At 59.4% G+C, this 24,505-nt stretch carries 20 protein-coding genes and 4 pseudogenes; 11 read left to right on the top strand and 13 right to left on the bottom strand.

Annotation, left to right across the window (positions count from 1 at the left end):
* The first annotated feature begins 127 nt into the window (after positions 1 to 127).
* Positions 128 to 460: an integrative conjugative element protein, RAQPRD family gene (locus tag ATI02_RS11330; protein ID WP_095190722.1), complete on the top strand. Its 333-nt coding sequence runs from the start codon at positions 128 to 130 to the stop codon at positions 458 to 460.
* Positions 457 to 693: pseudogene (locus tag ATI02_RS11335) on the top strand (TIGR03758 family integrating conjugative element protein); the annotation flags it as partial. The gene ATI02_RS11330 and the pseudogene ATI02_RS11335, both read left to right, overlap by 4 nt.
* On the opposite strand, the gene ATI02_RS11340 reads toward ATI02_RS11335, so the two are convergent.
* Positions 683 to 1,681 carry a DMT family transporter gene (locus ATI02_RS11340; protein WP_100848455.1) on the bottom strand — a complete coding sequence of 333 codons (999 nt, stop codon included), beginning with the start codon at positions 1,679 to 1,681 and terminating at the stop codon, positions 683 to 685. The pseudogene ATI02_RS11335 and the gene ATI02_RS11340 overlap by 11 nt on opposite strands.
* A 170-nt stretch (positions 1,682 to 1,851) precedes the next feature.
* Here ATI02_RS11340 and ATI02_RS11345 point away from each other — a divergent pair, with 170 nt between their 5' ends.
* Both ATI02_RS11345 and ATI02_RS11350 read left to right on the top strand, forming a co-directional pair.
* Entirely contained in the window at positions 1,852 to 2,778 is a 927-nt protein-coding gene (locus ATI02_RS11345; RefSeq protein WP_095190723.1) for a hypothetical protein, read from the top strand.
* Positions 2,779 to 2,972: 194 nt separating this feature from the next.
* Positions 2,973 to 3,341: a DUF6124 family protein gene (locus tag ATI02_RS11350; protein WP_095190724.1), complete on the top strand. Its 369-nt coding sequence runs from the start codon at positions 2,973 to 2,975 to the stop codon at positions 3,339 to 3,341.
* Between the two features lie 190 nt (positions 3,342 to 3,531).
* Here the strand turns inward: ATI02_RS11350 and ATI02_RS32655 are convergent, their stop codons facing one another.
* On the bottom strand, positions 3,532 to 3,753 hold the full coding sequence (locus tag ATI02_RS32655) for a hypothetical protein (protein WP_238156161.1): 222 nt from the start codon (positions 3,751 to 3,753) through the stop codon (positions 3,532 to 3,534).
* Between ATI02_RS32655 and ATI02_RS11355 the strand changes: the two genes are divergently transcribed.
* From ATI02_RS11355 to ATI02_RS11365, 3 genes are all read left to right on the top strand, one after another.
* Positions 3,676 to 4,827, top strand: a complete 1,152-nt coding sequence (locus tag ATI02_RS11355) for an ISL3 family transposase (RefSeq protein WP_238156162.1) — start codon at positions 3,676 to 3,678, stop codon at positions 4,825 to 4,827. The genes ATI02_RS32655 and ATI02_RS11355 overlap by 78 nt on opposite strands.
* A 109-nt stretch (positions 4,828 to 4,936) precedes the next feature.
* Entirely contained in the window at positions 4,937 to 5,524 is a 588-nt protein-coding gene (gene rimJ / locus ATI02_RS11360) for a ribosomal protein S5-alanine N-acetyltransferase (protein WP_100846301.1), read from the top strand.
* 30 nt (positions 5,525 to 5,554) lie between these two features.
* On the top strand, positions 5,555 to 7,033 hold the full coding sequence (locus ATI02_RS11365; RefSeq protein ID WP_100846302.1) for an ArnT family glycosyltransferase: 1,479 nt from the start codon (positions 5,555 to 5,557) through the stop codon (positions 7,031 to 7,033).
* A 32-nt stretch (positions 7,034 to 7,065) separates the two neighbouring features.
* On the opposite strand, the pseudogene ATI02_RS32660 reads toward ATI02_RS11365, so the two are convergent.
* Positions 7,066 to 7,164 (bottom strand): annotated as a pseudogene (locus ATI02_RS32660) (lipopolysaccharide core heptose(II)-phosphate phosphatase PmrG); the annotation flags it as partial.
* A 222-nt stretch (positions 7,165 to 7,386) separates the two neighbouring features.
* On the opposite strand from ATI02_RS32660, the pseudogene ATI02_RS33265 reads away from it, so the two are divergent.
* Positions 7,387 to 8,415, top strand: a pseudogene (locus tag ATI02_RS33265) (methyl-accepting chemotaxis protein); the annotation flags it as partial.
* Positions 8,416 to 8,676: 261 nt separating this feature from the next.
* Positions 8,677 to 9,273 (top strand): annotated as a pseudogene (locus ATI02_RS33270) (methyl-accepting chemotaxis protein); the annotation flags it as partial.
* A gap of 146 nt (positions 9,274 to 9,419) precedes the next feature.
* Here the strand turns inward: ATI02_RS33270 and ATI02_RS11380 are convergent.
* From ATI02_RS11380 to ATI02_RS11415, 8 genes are all read right to left on the bottom strand, one after another.
* Positions 9,420 to 9,893 carry a helix-turn-helix domain-containing protein gene (locus tag ATI02_RS11380; RefSeq protein WP_100846304.1) on the bottom strand — a complete coding sequence of 158 codons (474 nt, stop codon included), beginning with the start codon at positions 9,891 to 9,893 and terminating at the stop codon, positions 9,420 to 9,422.
* Positions 9,894 to 9,946: 53 nt separating this feature from the next.
* Positions 9,947 to 10,300: a type II toxin-antitoxin system HigB family toxin gene (locus ATI02_RS11385; protein WP_228759094.1), complete on the bottom strand. Its 354-nt coding sequence runs from the start codon at positions 10,298 to 10,300 to the stop codon at positions 9,947 to 9,949.
* 156 nt (positions 10,301 to 10,456) lie between these two features.
* Positions 10,457 to 11,830, bottom strand: a complete 1,374-nt coding sequence (locus ATI02_RS11390) for a DUF1329 domain-containing protein (RefSeq protein ID WP_100846305.1) — start codon at positions 11,828 to 11,830, stop codon at positions 10,457 to 10,459.
* 149 nt (positions 11,831 to 11,979) lie between these two features.
* Positions 11,980 to 13,938, bottom strand: coding sequence for a DUF1302 domain-containing protein (locus tag ATI02_RS11395; protein WP_100846306.1), 1,959 nt, complete (start codon positions 13,936 to 13,938; stop codon positions 11,980 to 11,982).
* Between the two features lie 47 nt (positions 13,939 to 13,985).
* On the bottom strand, positions 13,986 to 15,275 hold the full coding sequence (locus ATI02_RS11400; RefSeq protein WP_100846307.1) for a phospholipase C/P1 nuclease family protein: 1,290 nt from the start codon (positions 15,273 to 15,275) through the stop codon (positions 13,986 to 13,988).
* Between the two features lie 241 nt (positions 15,276 to 15,516).
* On the bottom strand, positions 15,517 to 17,085 hold the full coding sequence (locus tag ATI02_RS11405) for an FGGY-family carbohydrate kinase (protein WP_095190732.1): 1,569 nt from the start codon (positions 17,083 to 17,085) through the stop codon (positions 15,517 to 15,519).
* 20 nt (positions 17,086 to 17,105) lie between these two features.
* Complete coding sequence (locus ATI02_RS11410) at positions 17,106 to 18,698, bottom strand: glycerol-3-phosphate dehydrogenase/oxidase (protein WP_100846308.1); 1,593 nt, start codon at positions 18,696 to 18,698, stop codon at positions 17,106 to 17,108.
* A 5-nt stretch (positions 18,699 to 18,703) separates the two neighbouring features.
* Positions 18,704 to 20,299 (bottom strand): FAD-binding oxidoreductase, encoded by a 1,596-nt coding sequence (locus ATI02_RS11415; protein ID WP_100846309.1) that lies wholly within the window; start codon positions 20,297 to 20,299, stop codon positions 18,704 to 18,706.
* A gap of 209 nt (positions 20,300 to 20,508) precedes the next feature.
* Here ATI02_RS11415 and gliR point away from each other — a divergent pair, with 209 nt between their 5' ends.
* Together gliR and ATI02_RS11425 are read left to right on the top strand one after the other, a co-directional pair.
* The gene (gene gliR / locus ATI02_RS11420) at positions 20,509 to 21,525 is read left to right on the top strand and encodes an AraC family transcriptional regulator GliR (protein WP_095190735.1); all 1,017 of its coding nucleotides are present in this window, start codon (positions 20,509 to 20,511) and stop codon (positions 21,523 to 21,525) included.
* A gap of 522 nt (positions 21,526 to 22,047) precedes the next feature.
* Entirely contained in the window at positions 22,048 to 22,413 is a 366-nt protein-coding gene (locus ATI02_RS11425) for a DUF6124 family protein (RefSeq protein WP_095191408.1), read from the top strand.
* Between the two features lie 66 nt (positions 22,414 to 22,479).
* Here ATI02_RS11425 and ATI02_RS11430 read toward each other — a convergent pair whose 3' ends face one another.
* Positions 22,480 to 22,848: a glyoxalase superfamily protein gene (locus tag ATI02_RS11430; protein ID WP_095191407.1), complete on the bottom strand. Its 369-nt coding sequence runs from the start codon at positions 22,846 to 22,848 to the stop codon at positions 22,480 to 22,482.
* Between the two features lie 198 nt (positions 22,849 to 23,046).
* A complete protein-coding gene (locus tag ATI02_RS11435) occupies positions 23,047 to 24,504 on the bottom strand; it encodes an N-acyl-D-amino-acid deacylase family protein (protein ID WP_100846310.1) in 1,458 nt (485 codons plus the stop codon).
* Position 24,505 lies beyond the last annotated feature (1 nt).

Genomic DNA, 24,505 nt, shown 5'->3' on the forward strand with positions numbered 1-24,505 from the left:
GAGCACCTGTCTAACTTGAGTGAATTTTCTCCTACGTCCTAAAAGCGACTGAACATACTTCAGATTTTTTACTGAATGAGTAATCTGCTCACTTGATGCTGTCTCCAGACTCACACGGGACAGCATCATGCCAATTAAAAATATCCGCAGTTTGTTGCTACTTCCAATAGCATTGGCCTACAGCAGCTATGCCGCATCTGCCCATGAGCAGGATCAGCTCAGTCTAGTCCAGCGGCAACTCGACATTGTCGAACGCGTTGCAATGCAAGCTGAGGCAGCCAGCACTACTGAACCCGACGATCGCTATCGCTTCGACTATCCCCGCCTGTCTCAGGACATCCAACGCATCCGTCACGGTGTGCAGGGTTACCTGTCCCCTTCCCGCGCTCAACCCTGCGATCCCACTGAATTGGTCGGCGATTACTGCCTCGACGCCCTGCCCGTGGAGCCGTCGCCATGAGCATGACTGACGCTCAGACCGCTGCCTTCCAAAACGCCTCCGGCTTCGCACCGCAGAGCAGCTCGACGCTCTGGCTATCACTAGTTCTGGTTCTGGCTTTGCTTTGGTGCGCGTGGGTGACGTGGACGGCTTACCGGGGTTGGGCCACCGGCAGTGTGCGCTTCGGCGCGCTTGGCGGAAGTACCGCACGCGTGCTGCTCACCTTGTTGGTCCTGATGTTCTTCACCCTGTCCTACCGTCCCACGCAAAGTCATGCTCGTGCTGATGATGTTCGTCATGTGCATGACGATGGTCGTGCTGATGATGTTCGTCATGTGCATGACGATGGTCGTGCTCAAGCGGTTCATGTTGATGCTCGTGGGCATGGTTCTCCATCAGGTGAATCCACACACCGAAGGCCATCAGCGCAGCAGCGAGCAGGAACATCAGGGATACCGATTCCCCCAGCACCATGATCGAGATCACCGCGCCCAGAAAAGGCGCTGTGGAAAAGTAAGCCCCGGTGCGAGCGCTACCGAGCCCGCGAAGGGCGAGAACGAACAGCACCAGGCTGACGCCGTAGCCGAGTAATCCCACCAGCATGATTGAGACCAACGGGCCCGGCGCTGGCAGTTGCGTACCGATACCCCATGCGAGGGCGCAATTGACCACACCGGCCGCCAACCCCTTGCTGCCGGCGATAAACAGCGCGTCCGAGGCCGAGACTTTACGGGTCAGGTTGTTGTCGATCGCCCAACACAGGCAGGCGAAAGCCACCGCCAACGGCCCTGTCCAGTCATGAGCCGTCGCGGTGTCTTGCGGCCACGCCAGCACCACACCGCCCAATACAATCGCGATCATGCCGATCACAATTCGGCGATCGGCGTTTTCCTTGAACACCACCCACGCCAGCACCGCCGTCAGCACCGATTCCAGATTAAGCATCAACGAGGCCGTTGCCCCCGTCGTTCGCGTCAGACCGAACATCAAGGCGGTCGGCGCCAGTACACCGCCAAAGACGATGGCACCGATCAGCCACGGCCACTCTTTTGCCGCAAACCCTGACCGTCGCCAACCCTGATCGCGAACAACACGAACAACGGCCAGCCCCAGACCGCTTCCCAGGTAGAGCAGCCCGGCCAACAGAACAGGATTGGTCTGCACGCCCAGAAGTTTGGCGAGTGGCGTGCTGGCACCGAACAATGCCGCAGCCGCCAACGCATAAAGAACATTCAATTTCATTGTGGAGTCGCCCTGCCAGATCCAATGCTCGTGCATGAACAGCATAGCTTTGCCCGCGTGAGCGTTATGTGAACGACTGAGTGTGCGACTCTGCCAACATCATTGATTGGACGCCTGCGCCGCCTCGGATCTATGCTTCGGGCAATCAGACAACTATCCGCAGGACGCTCATGAACATCTGGCTCGGCGCCGCACTGGCAACCCTCGTTTCACTCTCTGCTCACGCAGCCACTACCGACGTCCCGCCGAGAATCCAGCAGGTCGTCTACAAAAGCGGCTATGGCAGCGTGCAGTTCAAACAGTCGATCAAGGGCTATAAGACCGCGGAGTACAAGCTCGACGCCAAGGCCGGGCAGATGCTGACGGTGGACTTCAAACCCTCCAACACCTCGGCCTACTTCAACATCACCGCCAAAGGTGCTGATTACGCGCTGTTCAACGGCTCGATCATGGGTAATCGCTTCCTCGGCTCGATACCCGCCGATGGCGAGTACACGGTGCAGGTCTATCTCATGCGCAATGCAGCACGGCGCAGTGAAGTGGCCAACTACGACATCACCTTGATCCTTTCCAGCGCCGACACTGTGGACAACAGCCAGCCCTTCGAGCAGAACCTTACGCTGCAGGGCATCGACTTTCATGTGCAAGCCGATCAGGTTGATGGCAAACCCGCTCTGCGCATTGAGCCCAAAGGGCTGGAAATCGATAACTCGGCGATCATCCGTCCGCTCACCGGCAACATCGTCCGCGCCGAAGTCGCCGACCTCAATAACGATGGCTCACCGGAAATCTACGTCTCTACCCGCTCCCCCGGTCGCGGCCTGCCGGGCGAGTTGATCGCCTACTCGGCCAACCACAAAAAATCCCTGAGCGAAATCTACCTGCCAGCCGTCAGCGACAACCCGAAGACGGCCGAGGGTTATCAGGGTGAGGATGCGTTTTCAGTGGTGGAAAACAAGCTGGTGCAGCGGTTTCCGGTGTATGACAGCGCGGATGCCAACGCAGGCCGGACGGGAAAGATGCGGCAGATTGAATACAAGCTGATGGCGGGGGAAGCGGGATGGGTCTTGCGCGAGGATAAAGTCTCGGAGCAGTGAAAACCGCTCGGACGTGTTTAGCGGGCGGCTTTCGCTTCCTACATTTCACGTCCTAGGAAATTTCCCTCAACACGTGTCGGCTTTCATGAACTGGTGAACCGTTTTTCAGGGCGCTAACCTCCACGCTTCGCTGCTATCCAGCGGACGGTTAGACAGGCCGCATCCGCAGAGATGTTCACTCACGGAGCTACGTCATGAAAAAAATCACCCGACTTACACTTGTCGGACCGGTACCTGCCGATGGGCAAACGCCCGGCTTGAAACCGCAACCCGACAGCACCGGTTCGAGCCGACGCCCCCGCCGTACGATACCCCTCAAGCAGATGCTCAGCGTGCGCGACGATGTCGACACGCTGACGCTACTGGCACATGCCAGTGATCTCCTGGATTCTCTCGCCGTCATCAGCGCCAACTTTGCCGACGAGTTCGACGGTTCCAAACGTCATGTCGCTGTGGCTATCAAGCAACTGAGCGCATTGGCCGAAATCGTGATCTGCCGGGCTCGGGATCAAGTGATGCAGCAAGGGTCGCCGACTTCATCCGGCCCTGAAGTTCGCCACTGACCAACGAGGCCTGCATCGGCCGACCTCGTTACCGGAGAATTCTTGATGTGCGGATCCAGCGGCCTCGAGGTCGCGCGGCGAGATGAATTTTTCTTCACTGCTGCCGTTCGGCCAAACCGGTAAAGTCCGCTCGCTCATTCAAGAAACTACGGTTCGCCCGCGGCTCTCCCGCGGGCTTTTTTTTGGTTCTTCACGGAATCCCGGGAAACACAGAAACAAGAACGCCGATTTGCTTGATGATGTTCGTGCGAGCAAACACATCTAACAAACCGGCGTTCTTATGCGCGATATTAATACTTTCCTTCCTTTTTGGGAGGGCTTTTCTGTCGTCACGATCAAGCCTGATGGTGATGCCCTCCAGATCGATCTTACACCCCACGCCACCCGATTCCCTTCCTGTGGTGGGTGCCAAAAACCCTGTTCAACCACGCATGAGTATTGCCAGCGAGTCATTCGTGATTTACCCATTCTCGGTCGCGCAGTACGCCTGAGCGTTTTGCTCCGACGCGTTGGTTGCCGCGACTGTGGCAAACGCATGGAGGCCGTCAGTTGGCTGGATCGCTATGCCCGTATGACACGGCGTCTGGCAGAGGCGGTCATTCAAGCCTGTGAACGCCTTCCCACGTTGCACGTAGCGCAGATGTTTGGGCTGCATTGGGAGACCGTTCGGGTGCTGGAGCGTCGAGCCTTGCAAGCAGCATTGAGCGTTTTGCCAAAGGCGCAACCGCGACGTTTGGTGATGGACGAGTTCGCATTGTTCAAAGGTCATCGTTATGCCAGCGTTGTTCTGGATGCGGATACGCGACGGGTGCTGTGGATCGGCGAAGGCCGCAGCCGGGCGGCGGTCAGGCCATTTTTCGAAGAGCTGGGGCCAGAGGGGTGCGCCCGAATCGAAGCGGTGGCAATGGACATGAACACCGCTTTTGATCTGGAGGTTCGTCAGCACTGCCCAAAAGCGCGAGTGGTCTACGATCTTTTCCATGTGGTGGCCAAATATGGCCGAGAGGTGATTGATCGGGTTCGCGTCGACGAAGCCAATCGACTGCGTCACGACAAGCCGGCCCGAAAGGTCATCAAGCAAGCGCGTTGGCTGCTCCTGCGCAACCCGCAGAACCTGAAAACACCGGAGCAACAGGTCCGCTTGGAGGATTTGCTGGCGGCCAACCAAGCGTTGATGACGGTCTACTTGATGAAAGCTGAACTCAAAACGCTCTGGACGCCAAGTACCGCCTGGGGCTGGAGATCAGCCTGGAAGCAATGGCTGCGCCACGCTGATGAAAGCGCGATACCGGCTCTGATCCTGTTCGCCAAACGGCTAAAGGGTTACTGGCGGGGAATCGTCAGCCGGGTTCGCTGGCCGATGCACACGGGGCAGTTGGAAGGCATAAACAATCGAATAAAGGTTATCAAACGGATGGCGTACGGTTACCGGGATAGCGAATTCTTTTTCATGAAAATCAAGAGCGTCTTTCCCGGTAATCCGTGAAGAACCTTTTTTTTGCCTGGCGTTCAACGTCACTCGTCTCTCTATCACTTGCCGAACGCCGGGTATTACGCGACTCTGCCAGCAGTCTTCTCGCCCACCGGAGCACCCGATGCCGCTGCTGACCCTGCCCTGCCAACGTCTGACGCTCGCCATCCTTGCCCCGGAGCAGGCAGAACTGGAAAGTGATTTCTACCGACGCAATCAGCGTCACCTGGCGCCGTGGTCGCCGATTCGTACCACCGACTACTTTTCCACCGAGCAGATACGTCGACGCCTCGACATCCAGGCCAGTGCCTTCGACGCCGGGTTGGCGATGCATTTTGCCCTGCTGACAGCGGACGGCCAGCAGATGATCGGTGCGTGCAACTTCAGCGGCATCATTCGCGGGGCGTTTCAGGCGTGTTACCTGGGCTATCACATCGACGAAGCGCATCAGGGCCAGGGCTTGATGCAGGAAGGGCTGGTGGCCGGCATCGGCTATATGTTCGAGACCCAGAACCTGCACCGGATCATGGCCAATTACGTGCCCGGCAACGAGCGCAGTGCTCGCCTGCTTGAGCGACTGGGCTTCGAACAGGAAGGCTACGCCAAGGCGTATCTGAACATTGCCGGGCGCTGGCAGGATCATGTGCTGACGGCACTGGTCAATCCGGGCTTCGAAACACCGGATCAGCGTTGGTCGCGCCGACTGGGGTGATGTTCACAATTTGTTCAGCAATGGCGATTTATGCTCAGGCCTCCCGCCCTTGCCGGTTGCCTGAAACCCATGTCGCGTGCCGCCACTTCGCTGTTTGTGCTTGCTGCCCTGCTGTTTTTCTTCGCGCTAGGCAACCATCAATTGCAAGGCTCCACCGAAGCCCGCGTCGCCGGGATCGCCATGGAGATGCACCTGGACAATGACTGGGTGACGCCCCGTCTGTTCGGCGAGCCGTTTCTGGAAAAACCACCCCTGAGCCTGTGGCTGGATGCCGGCGCCATGCGCGTGTTCGGCGTTTCGCCGTGGGCGGTGCGACTGGCGTCGGCGCTGGCCGGGTTGCTCAGCGTGATGTTGCTCTACGGTATGTTGCGGCGCTTCGAACGGCCCAAGGCAATTGCGTGGACGGCGGGAATTCTGCTGGCAACCATGGCCAGTTATTGGAGTAACGTGCGCGGTGTGGGCGAGGATGCGCTGCTGGCCCTCGGTGTGACGGCGGCGTTGCTGGCATTTTTCCAGGCGCAACGTGCAGCGACCTTCGGCAGTTCGCTGCTGTTTGTCGTCGGCATTGCCATCGCCACGCTGAGTAAAGGCGTGCTGGGCCTGGCGATGCCGGGGGTGGTGATTTTCGCTTATCTGCTAGCCGATAACCTGATGGACAAACGTCTTAAAGTCGGTGACTGGCTGAGGCCGGGATTGCTCACCGTGGTCGGGCTGATTCCACTGCTGATCTGGCTCGTCGTGCTTTATCAGCATGGCGGTGCACAAGCGCTCAAAGAAGTGCTGCTGACCAACAGTGTCGGGCGTTTCAGCGGATCATTCGTCGAGGCAGGGCACTACGAGCCATTCTATTACTACCTGGCGAAACTGCCCGAAGCCTTCCTGCCGTGGAACATTCTGGTGTACCTGGGGCTGTGGCATTTGCGTAAACAGTTGAAGGCCAATCGTTACCTGCTGTTTTTCAGCCTGTGGATCATCGCGCAATTCATCATGCTGACCCTCGCGTCGAGCAAGCGCACGGTGTACCTGATGTCGATGACGCCGGCGGCTGCAGTCATAGCGGCGGAGTATGCGGGGGTGCTTTTCGAGCGATTGAGAAGGCATGAAACCACCAATCGATTTGTCGGACGAATCGCCCGTCATCGTCAGACGCTGGCAATGAGCATCCTCACACTGGTGATCGTCAGTTATCTCGGCGCCGCGCAATGGGCGCTGCCCCAAGCAGATAAAAAGCTCTCGTTCCTGCCGCTGACCGAACACATTCAAACGCTGCAGGCCGAGGGGCAGCAAGTGGCACTGTTTCAAGCCAATGAGCGGGTCGGCGGTGCCAGCGTGTTCTACACCCGGCAGGTGCTCAAAGGCCTGGATACCGAGGCGCAGCTAGGGGAATACCTGGCCGCCGCCTCATCGCATGTTGCGGTGATGGCCGCAGACAAAGAACCCGCCGCTCCGTTGAAAGTGCTCAAGACCTTGATGGTCGGGCGGCAGGCTTATTACTTCGTCAGCTACTAAAACACTGTGGCGAGGGAGCTTGCTGACGCTTGCGCGGCTTTGGAGTAATCGCAGCGCTCGACGTGGCGCACCAGCACGATCATGTCGCCCTTGGCCCACCCAGCCGCCATCGCCTGCGCGCCAGCCGTGTGGGCAGGCCGTGACCCCCCATGTGAAAAAAGTCTTGGGAGCCCTTATTACAAATTCCGTAGGACAAAACCCTTTCAGCTCTCGCATTTGCGGCCGATACAGTGCTGCTAAGACCCTTGCTGGCTCAAAAAAACAACAATCTTCCAGCCAAACCGACGATCAAGATGCACAACGTTTCTGGAGGAATTGTGATGAATAGCTGGTTCGGCAACATCAGCGTGAACATGAAATTGGGGCTGGGCTTTGGCCTTGTCCTGGCTCTGACTTGCGTCCTGGCCCTGACCGGCTGGACGAGCCTGGGCGGCCTGATTGACCGCAGCAACTGGATGAGCGACATCACCCAGCTCAACGCCGGCCTGACCAAACTGCGCGTGGTGCGCCTGCAATACATGCTGACTAACGGCGATGAAACCGCCGCGCAGAATGTGCAGACCACCCTTGAAAGCTTCGCCGCACAGCAGCAAGCGCTAATCAGCAAATTCAAGAGCCCGGAAAACGTCAAACTGCTCAAGGAGCAGGCGGCAACTATCGCCGAATACCAGACGTCGCTGAACAAAATGCGCAACGCGTATCGCACCGGCAACAGCGCGCGCGACGTCATGAACACAAACGCCGAAAGCGCTTACAACCTGATCGAGTCGATCAGTAAGCGTGTTCAGCAGATGCCGCTGAGCGATCAGCGTTTCGAACAGTTCCAGACCATCACTGCCGCCAAGGAAGCGTTCATCCTCGCGCGCTATGAAGTGCGTGGCTACACCGCCAGCACCAATGCCGAAACCGAGCAGAAAGCCGTCGGCCAGATCGACCTGGCCATTGCCAGTCTCAAGCAACTGAACGTGCATTTTGCCGATACCCAGCAAGACGCCTTGCGTCAGCTGGAAACGGCACTGACCAACTACCGCAGCGCATTGATGGCCTATAAAAACGCCAACAGCGAAGCCGTGCAGGCACGTAAGGAAATGACCGATCAGGGCGCAGCGATCGTCACCACCAGCGAGCAGCTGTACCAGATCCAGCTTGATCGTCGTGACATCGAAAGCGCCCAGGCGCGCACCTTCCAGTTGATCAGCACCCTGCTGGCCCTGTTGGTTGGCGTGATTGCCGCCGTGATCATCACCCGTCAGATAACCCGTCCACTGCAAGAAACCCTGGCCGTGGTCGAGCGCATCGCCAGCGGCGACCTGTCGCAAAACGTCGTCGTCACCCGTCGCGACGAACTCGGCGTGCTGCAACAAGGCATCGCCCGCATGGGCGTGACCCTGCGTGACCTGATCAACGGCATCCGCGACGGTGTGACCCAGATCGCCAGCGCCGCCGAAGAACTGTCGGCCGTGACCGAACAGACCAGCGCCGGGGTGAACAGCCAGAAGATCGAGACCGATCAGGTCGCCACCGCCATGCACGAGATGACCGCCACCGTGCAGGAAGTCGCGCGCAACGCCGAAGAAGCCTCGCAAGCTGCGGCCGCCGCTGACGGCGAAGCCCGTGAAGGCGACAAGGTTGTGAATGAGGCCATCGCTCAGATCGAACGTCTGGCCAGCGAAGTGGTGCGCTCCACTGAAGCCATGAGCGTGCTGCAACAGGAAAGCGACAAGATTGGCAGCGTCATGGACGTGATCAAGGCTGTTGCTGAACAGACCAACCTGCTGGCACTCAACGCCGCAATCGAAGCGGCCCGTGCCGGTGAAGCCGGGCGTGGTTTTGCCGTGGTGGCCGACGAAGTCCGTGGTCTGGCCCAGCGCACGCAGAAATCCACCGAAGAAATCGAAGGTCTGGTCGCCGGTCTGCAAAACGGCACCCAGCAAGTCTCGGCCGTAATGAACAACAGCCGCGCCCTGACCGACAGCAGCGTCGCCCTGACCCGCAAGGCCGGGGTATCCCTGGAAAACATCACCCGCACGGTGTCGAACATCCAGTCGATGAACCAGCAGATCGCCGCCGCTGCCGAACAGCAAAGCGCCGTGGCTGAAGAGATCAGCCGCAGCATTATTAATGTGCGCGACGTGTCTGAGCAGACCGCAGCGGCCAGCGACGAAACCGCCGCCTCCAGTGTTGAACTGGCGCGGTTGGGTGGTCAGTTGCAGCAGATGGTGAGCCACTTCCGCGTTTGATCCTGATTTAGCGCTGAAGCTACAACGCATCGCGAGCAGGCGAAGGCCTACAAGAAATGGTGTTGATCACAGATTATGTGAACGACGCCAATCCCCTGTAGGCCTTCGCCTGCTCGCGATTGCGTTAGACCTGTCACGGCATCCCGTCAAACCACACCGTGCATAAAAAACTCGACCGGCACTTTAAAGAACTCGGCGAATCCCTTTATCTGTGCAACGGTCATTTTTCGCTTGTTATTCAATATCTCTGAAACGGCACTCTGGGTCGCAATCTCAGACAAGTCCTTCTGTTTGACGCCTCTTTCCGACAGCAGAAACGCCAGCGCTTCAGATTGGGACGAATAAGCAATCAACACCGTTTCATTTTCGTACTCATAAACCCGATCAGCCACAAACTCCGCAAATCTTGCTGCTGCATGATCTTCGGTGCTTGCGTGGGAATAAAGCTCATCAATCAAGGCCATTCGCACTTGCAGATCGTCATCATTTTTTATCGGATCATGGCAGGCAGACAACAACTTGGACAAAGTCGCTAGCTGATCGCCCAGTCCCTCAAGCATGGGTGAAATATCGGCTATGAAGGAATCCAGTCCTGTCGCTTCGACTTTATTACGCTTCATTGAGATCACCTTTATTTTCGTTAAACATAAATAGCGTATTTCATTCTGGCCAACTACTTGACATCACCCTTCCACCATTTGTCATATCCGGCATGGGGAAGAATGTCTTTGATATAGATAGTGCCAGTCTTCGTGTTGATCCACGTAATGACACGGCACTCGTTTTTCTTGATATCAAAAACGTAAATATCAAGCGGACCTTTCTTGCTCGTCAGCCTCAGTTTCGAGTGAGGGATACGATCGACGTTCCAACCTGAGGCGCTGGCCCAGTCTTGACGAAGCTTCTCAAACGACTCGAAGCGCAGCGATGCTCTGTCGAAGATGGTTAGCCACAAGGTGAGAGGATCTCTCCACTGGCCATGAGTCTCAATGGCCCGCGCAACCGCCGCTTTTGTGATCACTCTCATACAATTATCGGTTCTGGTATCCCTACATGCGGCAAAATTATCTCAAATACATATATCTGTAAAGCAGATATTTTTAGCTCCACAGAACAAACCCGAAGCTAAATGTATCAGTGGCTTCGGGCTTTTTCTGTCAGTGGTGGACCTAGACTTCAGCCATTACCGCGTCCCACGCTGCCGCAACGCCGACGGCATGAAGTACGCGTCCTCAGGCACAGGCTGGGCGAAGTCGACGGTTTCCGATTCTTCGTTGTCGAGGTTCTGCACGTAGTAACGGCGCGCCTGCAAGTCGTGGAAAACGTCGAGCGCACTCCAGGTGGTGGGCAGGTCGTAGAAGTTTTTCAGGTAGGCCATCGACACGCGCCACAACTCCCCTCGCCCGTCGTATTGATCGACCAGCGCAGCCCCCCAGCTGTCCTCATCCAGAAACAGCACGCGCTTGGAATAGATGTGCCGCGAACCGGGTTTGAGGTTGCCTTCCACCACCCACACGCGGTGCAGCTCATAGCGGGTGAATTGCGGGTTGAGGTGACCGGGGGTAAGCAGTTGCGCGTACTTCACGTCGGGGCTGGCGACTTTGTAGTTGTTGTAGGGGATGTAGATTTCCTGCTTGCCCTTGAGCTTCCAGTCGTAGCGATCCGGCGAGCCGTTGAACAGGTCGGTGTCGTCGGCAGTGCGCAGGCCATCGGACGAGGCGATTGGCGTGTCGTACGCAAGGTTCGGCGCGCGGCGCACACGGCGTTGGCCGGCGTCGTAGATCCAGGCCTGGCGCGCATCCTTGAGCTGATCGAGGGTTTCGTGCACCAGTGCGGCGCCGCCGGCCAGCCGTGCCGGGCTTTTCACAAATGCCACGTAGTAGAAGAGGATGTTCTTCAGATCGGCGAACTGCCCGCCGGGACGGTAATAGTTGAACAGCGCTTCCTGCTGCGAGGTCACCAGCGCGAAGCTGCCGTTGCGCTGGACCGGCGCTTCGGAGGCACGCCGTACAACGTAGATGCCGCGATACCGGGTGATGTGATTCCACAGCACTTCGACGCCATACTTGGGCACCGGAAACGGCACGCCGCCATAGGCATCGGAGAACCCGCTGCCACCTTCGAGCAGCTTGGCCGAAGTCGCGTTTTTCAGGGTGTTGTCGTACAGCCATTGCGGCGCCGAACCTGATCGACGCGAAGGATAGACCGGCATCTGGAAGGTGTCGGGGTAGCTGTTGAAGAGCGCAATCTGGCCCGGGCTGAGATGGGATTTGTACTGGTCGAGGTTGGCTTTGGTGATGGTGAACAGCGGTTTGTCCGCCGCAAACGGGTCCGGGTGATGCTGGCCCGGTTTGTAGCCGGCCGGGGCCTGGGTGATGCCGCCGGTCCACGCGGGGATGGTGCCGGCGGCGTTGCCGGCACGCTCGGCGCCCATGGGGGTCAGGGTAGTTTTCAGTTGTTCGGCTTGTTGCGGGGTGATGGCGGCTAGAGCGGTGCTGGCAGCCAGGCCCATAACGAGCGCCAGCGTGGTCTTGGTCAATCGTGAAGTGTGAAACATGATCTTCTCCAGAATGCAGAAACCTGTGGGAGCTGGCTGGCCAGCGATTACGGTGGATCAGCCACCATTGATGTCGAATGTGCTGCCGTCATCGCGGGCAAGCCCGCTCCCACAGGGGGCCGGGGTGCCGCAAGATTTGTTCTGGGCAATCAAAGGAAATACTTGAGGTTGAACCCGACGTTGTCGCGATCGCGAATGCCGTTGTTCTGCCCGCCGCCGTAGAACTCGGTGTATTGCAACTCGGCCTCGAGCTTGTTCTGGTAGTTGGCCTTGATCCCCAGCGTGTAGGCCTTGCGACCTTCGATGGTGTTGCCGGCCTGATAGCTGTTGCCCTTGAAGTCGTCCTTGTAGACGACGTAAGGCGAAACGTTGACCCCGGCATACACGTCGTTCCACGTGCCGTTGAGCATCGCTGTGTAGCTGTAGGAATCGCGGTTGACCTGATCGTCACGCTCACCGCCGGACACATAGGAATAGTTACCGGTGCCGGCGTAATAACGATTGCTGCCGTCGAAAGCGGTGTATTGCAGGTTGCTGCCGCGCAGGTGTTCGGAGGCCAGTTCGAAGATGCCGAACAGCGAGTCGAACGAAGCCGTGGGGCCGAAGTTGTAGATGGTGCCCAGCGAGGTGTTGAACGCTTCGACGCGCTCGGCGTTGTTGATCTGGCTGTCGAGGGTGACCATTTGCCCGCCGACATTGATCGACTGGCCCGTTACCGCCGCAGCCGCACCGTTGGCCAGATCGCCGATCAGGTCGTTGGTGGCCGCAACGCCAATGGGCAAGTTCGGTCGATAAGCCACTTCACCGAACACCGAGGCCTCGCCCAACGTGGTGTTGAAGCTGAAACCGTACATGCGAATGTCTTCGGCATAGCGCCGATGCGCCTGGATATTGCCCATCACATCCGCCGTGGCCAGACCGTTGGCCAACGCCCCGGCCTGACTGCCGGCAACGCCCGTCAGCAGATTGGTCAGCGCATCCATGTCGATGCCGTTGTACCCACCCAGATCCGCCGCGATGGTCGGTTCCTTGGCGTGGTAATTGACCATGTACAACCCAAACTCGGTGCTGTTGAGCTGCTCGGCGATGTAGCGAAAGGCAAAGCCGAACTGGCCATCGTTGCGCGCGTTGTAATCCTTGCCGATGCTCGCCACTTTCAGCGTGTTGCCATACGCCGGCGTCACGCCGTTGGCGTACAGGCCAGTGGTTTGCAGGGCGGAGTTGAGCAACGGGTTGTTGCCCAGCGCGCTGTACAAACCGATGACGTTGCCAAAACCCGGCACCGGAGTATCAAGCGCGGTGCCGCTGAAATTGTTGTAACCGGTGTTGCCACCGTCGGCGAACAGGTCGGTCTGCGAGTAGAACGTGCCGACCGGATCGATGCGGGTTTCCTTCCAGTTGGTCTGGTAGAAACTCTCCAGGGTCAGGCTGTCAGTCAGGCCGATGTTGAAGCTCAGCGCCTCCACCGGTACCAGCACTTCCTTGACCTCGGCGCCGGGCAAACGGTACTTCGCCGCGTCCACCGGATTGGTGGTGTTGATGCCGCCGCGATAGAAAATCCCCTCGCCCCAGTTGAACACCTGACGACCGACGCGCGCCGTCACCGGCATCTGCGCGACGTCCCAACTGCCGTGGACGTAAGCGTCGAGCATCTCGATCCGGCTGCCGGCGATGTCTCGGGTCTGACTGGTGAAGCGGTCGTCCTGCGGGTAGCTCTGACTCGGTTGCGACGGATTGTTGTTGCGGTAGTAATCGTTGCGCTTGTCCATCAGTTGGGTGTCGTAGAACGCGGTGCCGCGCACGAACAAGCCGTAGTTCTGATAGTTGGCCTCAAGCTCGGAGGTGATCTTGTACACCTCGGAAACCAGCCCGGTGTCGAAGTTGCGATTACCGTCGTTGGTATTAACGTCATCGTTGGTTTTGTCGCGACCCTGCACCCGCCATAAGCGACCATAAGACAAGGTCGTGTCGAACGAGCCGGTGACCTGTTTATCCAGCACACTGAACTCGGCGGCCTGCACCCCGTCGACCGCGCAGAATTGCAGCAGCCCTGCCAGGCCGACACCGGGTAGCGCCGCGCCGGACAGGCGCAATCGAGTACTGATCATCTATTCCTCCTTCCCTTTTTTTATTGTTTTTTGTCCTGCCGCGATGGCTAGGGCACGAGTCCCGCACTGACATAAATCCGGCTGTGTGCGCCGAAATGGCCGAGCAGTCTGAACAGTTGTTGATTGAGTGCCGGATGGTCGAAATCTTCGCGGCGTAACTGATTGCCGCTGCTGAAATCACTGGTGACCGGCGCCGTTTCCAGCCACTGGCCGATGGCTTCATCGAACGCGGCGGAGTCATCAACAGACTCGGCGCTGACCACCTCACGCAGGTAGTCCACGGAGTACGGCGGATACTGTTTGTCTTGGGAAAAATCGGTGTAAGCGTCGAGCATCGGATGCGCTTGCCCGGTGCGCAGCAAGCGTCGCAGCCAGGTCGATTGGTATTTCTCGATTTCCATATGTCGGGTGGCAACACGCTCGATTGACGCTTGTTTGTCGCCCGAAAAACCGGCCAGCGCCTTACCTTCCAGCAGCAGAAGACTGGCAAGATCGACGCCGGGTAATGGCTTGGCGTGATAAGGCTGGGTCAGGTCCTGGACGTGGTGCAGGCCCCAGCCGAGAAAGCGATAACCCCAATAAGGATGACCGCTGGCAAACGCCAGTCGCGCCAGGCCCATGTACTGATACGCACGCCAGTCTGGCCAGCTGCGCTCGAGGAAACCGGCAGCCGCATACACCACCGCGCTTTCATGGAAGAAGCCCATATGGAACGGCGCCTGCGAGCTGTACTGGAAACGCGCATCGCCGAACGGTTGCGGGCCGAAACCGTACAGCGCGCCGACGTCGCCAGGGTTGTCGCTGAACAGATTGATGTCGTGGCCGTAATCCGGCTCATCAGCAGCGCTGGCGAGCACCGCAAGAGGCACGACTTTTTCGCCTTCAGCGACAACGATGAAGCGCTGGCGATTCCACGGCGAGAGCGTCTGCTCGACCATGACTTGCTCGGCGCTGAGGTGTTCGCGCTCCGGCAGATCCTTGCCTGGCATTGGCTGGATCACCATCGCCAGATGAATCTGTGGATTGATGCGCAGCGCGGTGAAGAAATCGTGGCGCAGATTGTCCCCCGGCACGGCGGGCAATTGCAGATTGTCGGGGCGCGGAGGGTATTGGGCGAAGTGCTCGCGGGCGAAGCTTTCCTGTTGCTCGAGCAGCGCAACCACGGCCGGATATTGCTGCACAAGAAACTGCTCCAGCGGCTCGACTTCAATGCCTGAAGCGTCACGCAGCGCTGGCAAATCCTGCAACGCCAGGTAGCTGCCCACCGTATGGTTCGACCAGCCCCAAGCAGTCGGGGCCGTTGCAAAAAGCAGCAACAGGAGGAATGTCAGCTTCATTGCTTGTGATTCTTATTGGAGATGCCGAGGGGGATGAGCCTAACAACCGCCCCCGCCGCTGACACTGTCCAATCTCACCAGAAAAGGTCTCCGATGGCGCCATTTACCCGTTATCAAAAACACCACCGTCCCCCTGTGGGAGCGAGCCTGCTCGCGAATGCGGTGGGTCAGTGAAGTCATTAGTGACTGACACTCCGCTTTCGCGAGCAGGCTCGCTCCCACCGGGATTTACAGTGTTCTGTCAGGCGGGGTAACCGGTGATTTTGCGGATGCTCTGATACAGAGGCTTGAGTTGGCGGTACATGCGCAGGTAGACCTCTTTGTACAGTTGCTCGTAGATTTTTTGCGCCTCGGGTTGCGGCATGAACACCGCGCCCACCCGAGTCATCGCCGCGATTGCGGTAGGGAAATCCGCATGCAGCCCCAACCCTACCGCGCAGCAAATCGCCGCGCCCAGGCCGGACGCTTCGTACACGTGCGGACGCTCGGCGGGCAGGCCAAAAATGTTCGCCGTCAGCTGCATCGCCGCATCACTTTGCGAACCGCCGCCAGCAACACGCAGCCGTTTGACCGACACCTTCGAACGCCGCTCGATGTTCTCCAGGCCCTGACGCAACGCATACGCCAGCCCTTCCAGAATCGCCCGGTAAATATGCGCGCGGGTGTGCACATCGCCGAAGCCGATCATCGCGCCTTTCGCCTCGACACCTGGCTCACGAATCCCCGGCGACCAATACGGTTGCAGCATCAAGCCCATCGACCCCGGCGGCACCGCATCAACCAGTGCATCGAACAACTGCTCAGGCTCGATACCCTGCTCTTTCGCCTGCTGCATCTCGCGCAAACCGAACTCGTTCTTGAACCAGCTGACCATCCAGTAACCGCGATAAATCATCACCTCGCAGTTGTACTGATCCGGCACCGCCGATGGATATGGCGGGATCAACGGGACGATTTCCAGATAGCGCGAGCGGGTGCTGGTAATCGTCGCCGTGGTGCCGTAGGACAGGCACACCGTGCTCGCATCGACCACGCCAGAGCCGACCACTTCGCAAGCCTTGTCGGCGCCGGCAGCGATCAGCGGCAGCCCTTCGGGAATCCCGGTGTGGCGGCTGGCTTGCGCGGTGATGTAGCCGAGGGTTTCACCGGGTTTGTGCAGGGTCGGCAGTTGCTCGGGGCGCACGACCAGGGCCTGCCATTTCCAGTCACTCGGCGCAGCCCATTTCAGGCGTTTGAAGTCGAACGGCAGGTAGCCGACGCAGCAACCCACAGAGTCGACAAAACGCCCACACAAGCGATGGGTGAGAAACCCCGAGAGCAGCAAAAACTTGTCGGTCGCCGCCCACACGTCAGGTTGATGCTTGGCGATCCAGTTGGCCTCGGCCTGGGCGCGAAAATGGTCCACGGTGGCCTGCGCACCGACCAGTTTGAACAGCCACCCCCACGGCCCTTTTATTCCACCTTCGACCTCACTCTGGCGTTGATCAAGCCACAGAATCGCCGGGCGCAACGGTTTGCCTTCGGCATCGACATTGATCACGGTGCCGCGCTGTGTGGTCAGGGAAACGCCGGCAATCTCTGAGCGATCAATGCCGGTTTGTTGCCAGACTTGCTGGCAGGCCTCGCCGAGTTTCGCCCAGTAATATTCCGGATCCTGCTCGGCCCAGCCCGGTTGCGTCGAGTAATAGGCCTGCAACTCGACTTTGCCTTTACCGAGCAAATTACCCTGCAGATCGAAGAGCAGCGCGCGCACGCTCTGGGTGCCGTTGTCGATGGCCAGCAGGTAACGCTTGTTCGGGTGGTTATCCATGGAGCTCTCTTCTGGGGGCATCAAGGCGTGACATCCGGCAAACCGTGATGGCGTTGCCACAACGCCCGATAACGCTGTTCTTCCTGCTGCCAGTGTTCGTCGCTCCAGCCCAGTCGAGGCTGGCAGAGTTGGCGGATGGCGGCGAAATATTCTTCGCCACCGCGCGGCAACAGCAGGCCCAGACGCGTGCGGCGCAGCAGCAGATCGTCGAGGTGCAAGACCAGTTCTGCTTCGCAGGCGAAGGCCAGTTCGGCCCACAAGGTGTCGGTGTTGCCGACCGTGTCGTGGCCCAGTTCCGTGAGCCGTTGCGCCAGTCTTGGCAAGTCTCGTCCATGCCGCCCGGCCAGACGCCGCCACTGCTGCGCGCCAAGTCCGGGGATCGCCAGCGGCGGCACGGCGGCGAACACCGGCGCGGCGTCATCATCAAACGGCCGATCAAGTATTGCCGCGCAAGCCTTGAGTACTTCGATGGCTTGCGGGCGAAACGTCGTCAGTTTGCCGCCGGCCAGGGTCACGCAACCCGGTTCCTGCCACAGCACGTGCTCACGGGTTTCGTTAGAGGGTTTGTCTTGATTCGCCCCCACGCCACCGACCACCGGACGCACGCCCGACCAGGTCGAAAGCACATCGGCGGCAACCACTTCGGCGCCGGGGAACTGTTGCGTGCAAGCCGCCAACAAATAGTCGAGTTCTTCAGCGCTGATGCTCGCGCTTTGATCCAGATTTTCGTGATGATCCAGATCCGTGGTGCCGACCACTGTCGCGCCTTCCCACGGAAAAACAAACACCGGTCGCCGATCACGCTCATGCAAAAAGGTGAATGCCTGCGCCACCGGCAGACGCCAGCCCGGCAACAACAAATGACTGCCGCGCAACGGGCGCAATTGCCGTGGTGCCTCGGCGGGTCGTAGGCGTTCAGCCCAAGCGCCGGTGGCCACGGCCAGCACGCCACAGCGCAACTGCAGGGACGCGCCAGCCTCGCAGTCCTCAACCTGAACCCCGCACACGCGCCCGTCTTCACGCAGCAAATGCTCAACGCGCACGCCGTTTAGCATCACCGCGCCGTCGGCCCGCGCCTCGCTCAATACACGCATCACCAGCCGCGCATCATCGGTCAGCGCATCGACAAAACAGGTGCCGCCGAGCAACTCGGGTTCCTTCACGCCCGGCGCCAGATATCGCAGTTGCTGCGCGTCATGAAAACGGTGGCTGCGCCGCCCGGCCAAGGCGTCGTACACCGACAACAAACCACCCAAAACCCGAGGCCCGGGAAAGCCGCCGCGATAGTGCGGCATCATGAAACTCATCGGCTCGACCAGCCCCGGCGCTTCGTCGAGCAAACGCTGACGTTCGCGCACCGAGTCGCGGGTCAGGCGCCACTGGCCTTTGGCGATGTAACGTAAACCACCGTGGACCATTTTCGACGATCGACTGGAGGTGCCCCAGGCAAAATCGCGCTGTTCCAGCAGCAGACAGCGCCAGCCTCGACGCGCCGCTTCGCGCAGGATGCCGGCGCCGCTGATACCGCCGCCGATGACAATCAGATCCCAGGTCTGATCGGCCAGCGTCGGCAAAACCTGCTGGCGCCACGCGGCGTTCCAGTCCGGACTCATGGCCGTCACTCCGGCAACAGCGTGCCGGGGTTGAGGCGCCCAGCCGGATCGAAGTGTTTGCTCAACGCCTGCAAGGTGTCCATCGCCAGTGCGCCCTTCTCACGCAACAGATACGGCGCGTGATCCTTGCCGACACCGTGTTGGTGACTGATGGTGCCGTGGTTGTCGACGATGGTCTGGCTGGCCGCATGCTTGAGCGCCTGCCAGCGCGCCAGCGTCGCGGGGTAATCCGCCGCCGGGCGAAACACGTAGGTGGTGTAGATGCTCGACCCTTCACCGTAAACGTGGGACAGGTGAGTGAACACATGCACCCGCTCGCCTTCAGCGGCCAAGGCCTCGCGCAGGCTGTTTTCAACGAGGTTGAGCAGGTGGTCGACATTGCTCCAGTCGGTGGCGGTTTCGAGGGTGTCGACCACGTAACCGGCGTTCCACAGGTTCTCGCGCAGGTAGGGGAAACGGAAGCGGTTCTGCGCCCATTTCTTGCCGAGCAAGGTGCCAGTGAACACGCCGCCGAAGGCCTTCAAATGTTGCCGTGCCTGTGTCAGCGACAATGCGTTTTGTCGGCGATTGCCGGTCACGCCAAAGGTCAGCAAGCACTTGCCCGCACCGGCGCCGCGCAGCTTCAGGTACTTTTCCAGCCAGGCGATTTGTTGCGGATGACCGGCCAGTGCCAGTTGCGTTTCGGTTTCCACGGCGTTGGACAGGCGCAGCATCGACAGCGGCACGCGCGCCTGAGCCAATTGACGGATGGCTTGCAGTGCCTTGGTCCAAGAGGGCAGAAATACACCGTAGAAACGCTCATCGGCAGGCAGCGCGCTGACCCGCACCTTGACCTCAGAGATGATCCCGAAACGCCCCTCGCAGCCCAGCACCACTTCACGCAGATCGGGGCCGGCGGCCGAGGCCGGGAACGTGGGGATTTGCAGAGGGCCGGCGAACGTTTCCAGCGTGCCCCCGGCGAACAATTGCTCGATCCGCCCATAACGCAGTGATTGCTGACCACTGGAACGGCTGGCAACCCAACCGCCCAACGTCGACAGCTCCCACGACTGCGGAAAATGCCCCAGCGTGTAACCCCGCGCCCGCAGCTGACTTTCCACCTGTGGACCACTGGCACCGGGGCCGAACGTTGCCAGCAAGCTTTGTTCATCAAGGTCGATCAGACGATTCATCCGCGCCAGCGACACCGTCACCACCGGCCGCGCGGAATCCGGCGGGTTGATGTGCCCGACCACCGACGTGCCGCCGCCGTAAGGAATCAGGCACAGGTCTTGTTCATGGGCGAGCACCAGCAATTGGCGGATCTGCTCGGCTGTCTCGGGGAATGCCACCGCATCGGGATAATTGCCCAACGTGCCTTCGCGTAACGCCAGCCAATCCGGCAGGCTCTGGCCGCGAGCGTGCAGTAACCGGTCATGAGCATCGACGCTGTACAACGTGTGAGCCCGCAACCGCGATTCAGGCACGCGGGCCAGCGCCGTTTCCAGCGTCGCATCGGGCAGCGCTCGACCGTCGCCCAACCGTTCGGCGAGAAAACTCGCGCCCTGGGCCGGCAGTTCGACCACCGTGGTTGCATCTCCCCAGCCGTTCCAGCGTCGCATGCGTGTGTCCTTTTTCGGTTCTTATCAGCGATATTTCAGGCGTCCATACTAGTCGGCGGCCGAAAAGTGTCACGGTCGCATCCGGCCAGTTCGTGTAGCCAATTGAGTCAAACGTCGCGCAAGCGTCAGCCATTTACTTTAGCCGTGGTTTCAAATTACCTTTCAGGCATTCATCCGCTCATGCACGCTTTGATCAAGGGAATACGATCATGCAATCGCTCGGCTACACCTCGGTTCCGCCCCTGCTCAAATACCTGCGCCACGCCGAACAACTGGGCATGGCCATCGAGCCGGCGTTGGCAGCAGCGGGTTTGCAGGCGCAGCAGTTGAGCGACAACACCCTGCGTTTGCCCGGTGAGGCGCATGAACGGTTGCTGGAGTATTTCTGCGAGCACTCGGGCGATCCGTTGTTCGGGCTCAACGCGGCGAATTTCGTCCTGCCCAATTCGTGGAGCGTGCTCGGTTACATCACCATGAACTGCGCGACCCTCGGCGATGCGATGAGCCGGATCATGCCGTTCGAGAAACTGGTCGGCGACATGGGCGTCAGCCGCGCCGAGGTTCAGGACGGTCACGTGCATCTGATCTGGACTTGCCGTTATCAGCGCCCGCGCATTCGTCGGCATCTGGTGGAGAACGTGTTGGGGTCATGGCTGCAATATGCGCGCTGGATTGCCGACACGCAGATGTCGCCGGCCGCGGTCTGGCTGGAGCACTCATGCCCGGCGGAGGCCACGCCAGCGCAGTACGAAGCGTTTTTTGATTGCCCGGTGTTGTTCGATCAGCCGTATTCGGCGCTGGTCGTGCCGCTGGCTTATTTGCAGTTGCCGTTGCGCCAGGCCGATGCGCAGTTGCTGCGCACGCTGGAAGAACATGCGCTGGGCTTGATGGCGACACTGGAGGATGCGTCGCTGGAACAGCAGGTGAAGAACATTCTGCGGCAGTTGCTCAAGGAAGGCCTGCCACGCAAGGAACAGGTCGCCGAACAGCTCGCTGTTTCCGTGCGGACGTTGCAGCGGCAGTTGCATCAGGCGGGGACATCGTATCAGCAGATTCTCGATGATTTGCGTCAGGAGCTGGCTGAGCATTACCTGTTGAACAGTACGTTGCCGATTCAGGACATAGCCCTGTATCTGGGGTTTACCGAACCGCGTTCGTTTCATCGTGCGTTCAAGAGTCGGCGCGGGATGCCGCCAGGGGAGTTTCGGCAGACGCATCGGGGGTGATTGTGCGGGCCCCTTCGCGAGCAGGCTCGCTCCCACAGTTGAACTGTAGTGGACTCAGGTTTTGTGGACAGCACAACTCACTGTGGGAGCGAGCCTGCTCGCGAAGGCGTCCGTCGCCGCACCAAAAACCCGACAGGCAAATCCCCAATTTCCGATCGCAATAAACATCTTTTAGCGCAGACGTTTAAGGACACTCAGCGTTACGCGAAACCACCCACAAATCCTTGCGCCGCTGCCTACGCCTAAGCCAGAATCCGCCGGCTTGTGCGCCCTGGCCATGCTGCGTAACTTCAATCGGGTCACTGATTCCCAGTGATCGGGTTTAGTAGCCCGGATTAGTTGACTTACGGTTGCACAAGAAGCATCCAGTCGGGCTTTGGCTTGCACTTGATGGTAGCTGTGCGCATGGCATCTTCGGGTGCGCCGGATCTTGAGTCTTCTACCGGTCTACTAACTTGCGCACAGCTGCCTCCCCTTTCGTTTAGTAGCGAGATGGCTGCAGCTCTTCTGGAGAAAGACTCAATGTTCAAAGTAACGCCAAACCCGCCGGTCACCGACCCGGCCTCGCCCTACGAATCGTCTGATTCAAAGAAATTCCACGAAGCCGCCGAACGCGCCCTCGACCATTACCTAGGCCCACCAACCGCCGAGATCATGGCCGCGCCCTACAAACCCAACGCGCTGTACATGGCACACCCCGAGTCCGATAACGAATCCCTGTTGGTGGATGCCAGTGAAACACTGGGTTCGGCCACCGTCATGATCAACAACCACATCGCGCTGGTTGAAGGCACCCACCGCAAGACCCTGCAAGGCATCGCGCAGGTGGTGATGCTTGCGGAGTTGGCGGTTAATCGCGTGCTGGATCGATTAGTGCCGACCGAGTAACGAAAAAACCCGCAGTCAAACCGTGATGGTTTGGCTGCGGGCTTTTCTGGGCGGCTTGAAACTGCTTCAAACACTGATCGCGTTGGTAAACACCAACCGATTGCCAAAGGGGTCAGCAATGGTCATGTCCTGACTGCCCCACGGCATCGCCTGAATCTGCGGGTGCGAAAACTTGTAATCCTTGGCCACCAACTGCTGCTGAAACGCTTCCAGCTCATCGGTCTCGATGCGCAGCGCCGAACCGGGCGTGGCATCGCCATGGTGCTCAGACAAATGCAGCACACACTCCCCCCGCGACACTTGCAGATACAACGGGAAGTTCGCTTCGAAACGATGCTGCCAGTCGATCTTGAAGCCAAGGAAGTCGACGTAGAATTCTACGGCTTTGGCTTCATCGAAAATCCGCAGGATCGGAGTGGTTTTGCCGAAGCTCATGGGGTGCTCCCTGACTGGTTGGCCCAAGAGTGTAGCCGGGCTGGATGTCAGCAATTCGGCCTGTTGATGACTTTCTTTAATCTCAGAGTGCCACTATGAGACGTGAATCAAAAGATCGCAGCCTTCGGCAGCTCCTACAGGGATATACGTTCCACTGTAGGAGCTGCCGAAGGCTGCGATCTTTTGGCGCCATCAGAATCAATGAAACCCTTGGCGCAAATCACCTTCGCGTGCCAGAAAACGCCCCTCCCTCCGGCCATTCGCCTGACCATCGTGATAACTCAACACGCCGTTAATCCACACGCCATCAATACCCTGTGCCGCGCGTTGCGGATCACTGAAATCCGCCACATCACGCACGGTCGCCGGATCGAACAACACCAGATCAGCCCAATGTCCTTCACGGATCTCGCCCCTTTCCTTCAAGCCAAATCGCGCTGCCGACAGACCGGTCATCTTGTGTACGGCGGTGTGCAGCGGAAACAGCCCGACGTCGCGACTGAAATGTCCGAGCACCCGTGGGAAAGCGCCCCACAGGCGTGGGTGCGGGAACGGGTCTTCCGGCAGTCCGTCAGAGCCCACCATCGACAACGGGTGCGCGAGGATTCTTCGTACGTCCGCCTCGTCCATGCCGTAGTACACCGCGCCCGCCGGTTGCAGGCGTTTGGCGGCGTCGAGCAGCGGCATGTTCCATTCGGCGGCGATGTCGATCAGGTCGCGGCCGCTGACTTCCGGGTGCGGCGTCGACCAGGTGATGGTGATGCGGTGGGCATCGGTGACTTGCTTCAGATCCAGCGTCGAGGAGCTCGCCGCATACGGATAGCAGTCGCAGCCGACCGGATGGGTTTTCGCCGCTTCTTCGAGTGAGGCGAGCAACTGCGGACTACGCCCCCAGTTACCGACACCGGCGCATTTGAGGTGGGAAATGATCACTGGTGACTGTGCGTGTTTTCCGATGCGAAACGCCTCATCCATCGCTTCCAGCACCGGGGCGAATTCGCTGCGCAGGTGGGTCGTGTACACCGCGCCGAATGCCGTGAGTTCTTCGGTCAGTTGCATGACTTCATCGGTGGAAGCGTTGTAGGCGCTGGCGTAGGCCAGACCTGTGGATAACCCCAGTGCACCGGCCTCTAGACTTTCGCGCAACTGCTCGCGCATGGCGGCAATTTCGGCAGGCGTCGCGGTGCGGAACAAGTCATCGAGGTGATTGCTGCGCAGCGCCGTATGCCCGACCAACGCTGCCACATTCAACGTGGTGTTGGCCGCTTCGACTGCGGCGCGGTAATCGCTGAAGCGTGGATAAACGAATGCCGCTGCCGTACCGAGCAGATTCATCGGATCCGGCGGATTGCCTTTCAGACTGACCGGCGACGCGCTGATCCCACAGTTGCCGACAATCACCGTGGTCACGCCCTGGCTGAGCTTGGGCAGCATCTCGGGTTGGCGGATGACCACGGTGTCGTCGTGGGTGTGCACGTCGATAAAACCCGGCGCCAGCACACGCCCGGCGGCGTCGATTTCTTCTTTGGCGGTGGCGTCATGCAAGTCGCCGATCCGTTCGATGCGACCGTTGAAAATCGCCACATCGGCGCAGTAGCCGGGCGTGTTGCTGCCGTCGATGATCAGGGCGTTGCGAATCAGCGTGTCGTACAGCATG

Origin of the sequence: Pseudomonas baetica, from assembly GCF_002813455.1 — a bacterium.
GTDB lineage: Bacteria > Pseudomonadota > Gammaproteobacteria > Pseudomonadales > Pseudomonadaceae > Aquipseudomonas > Aquipseudomonas baetica.

Coding starts and splice junctions, on each gene's coding strand:
- ATI02_RS11435 (WP_100846310.1), bottom strand. CDS start 24,504: ATGCTGTACGACACGCTGATTCGCAACGCCCTGATCATCGACGGCAGC.
- ATI02_RS11365 (WP_100846302.1), top strand. CDS start 5,555: ATGCTCAGGCCTCCCGCCCTTGCCGGTTGCCTGAAACCCATGTCGCGT.
- ATI02_RS11415 (WP_100846309.1), bottom strand. CDS start 20,299: ATGCGACGCTGGAACGGCTGGGGAGATGCAACCACGGTGGTCGAACTG.
- ATI02_RS11330 (WP_095190722.1), top strand. CDS start 128: ATGCCAATTAAAAATATCCGCAGTTTGTTGCTACTTCCAATAGCATTG.
- ATI02_RS11390 (WP_100846305.1), bottom strand. CDS start 11,830: ATGTTTCACACTTCACGATTGACCAAGACCACGCTGGCGCTCGTTATG.
- ATI02_RS11340 (WP_100848455.1), bottom strand. CDS start 1,681: ATGAAATTGAATGTTCTTTATGCGTTGGCGGCTGCGGCATTGTTCGGT.
- ATI02_RS11425 (WP_095191408.1), top strand. CDS start 22,048: ATGTTCAAAGTAACGCCAAACCCGCCGGTCACCGACCCGGCCTCGCCC.
- ATI02_RS11350 (WP_095190724.1), top strand. CDS start 2,973: ATGAAAAAAATCACCCGACTTACACTTGTCGGACCGGTACCTGCCGAT.
- gliR (WP_095190735.1), top strand. CDS start 20,509: ATGCAATCGCTCGGCTACACCTCGGTTCCGCCCCTGCTCAAATACCTG.
- ATI02_RS11385 (WP_228759094.1), bottom strand. CDS start 10,300: ATGAGAGTGATCACAAAAGCGGCGGTTGCGCGGGCCATTGAGACTCAT.
- ATI02_RS11430 (WP_095191407.1), bottom strand. CDS start 22,848: ATGAGCTTCGGCAAAACCACTCCGATCCTGCGGATTTTCGATGAAGCC.
- ATI02_RS11410 (WP_100846308.1), bottom strand. CDS start 18,698: ATGAGTCCGGACTGGAACGCCGCGTGGCGCCAGCAGGTTTTGCCGACG.
- ATI02_RS11380 (WP_100846304.1), bottom strand. CDS start 9,893: ATGAAGCGTAATAAAGTCGAAGCGACAGGACTGGATTCCTTCATAGCC.
- rimJ (WP_100846301.1), top strand. CDS start 4,937: ATGCCGCTGCTGACCCTGCCCTGCCAACGTCTGACGCTCGCCATCCTT.
- ATI02_RS11395 (WP_100846306.1), bottom strand. CDS start 13,938: ATGATCAGTACTCGATTGCGCCTGTCCGGCGCGGCGCTACCCGGTGTC.
- ATI02_RS11345 (WP_095190723.1), top strand. CDS start 1,852: ATGAACATCTGGCTCGGCGCCGCACTGGCAACCCTCGTTTCACTCTCT.
- ATI02_RS11400 (WP_100846307.1), bottom strand. CDS start 15,275: ATGAAGCTGACATTCCTCCTGTTGCTGCTTTTTGCAACGGCCCCGACT.
- ATI02_RS11405 (WP_095190732.1), bottom strand. CDS start 17,085: ATGGATAACCACCCGAACAAGCGTTACCTGCTGGCCATCGACAACGGC.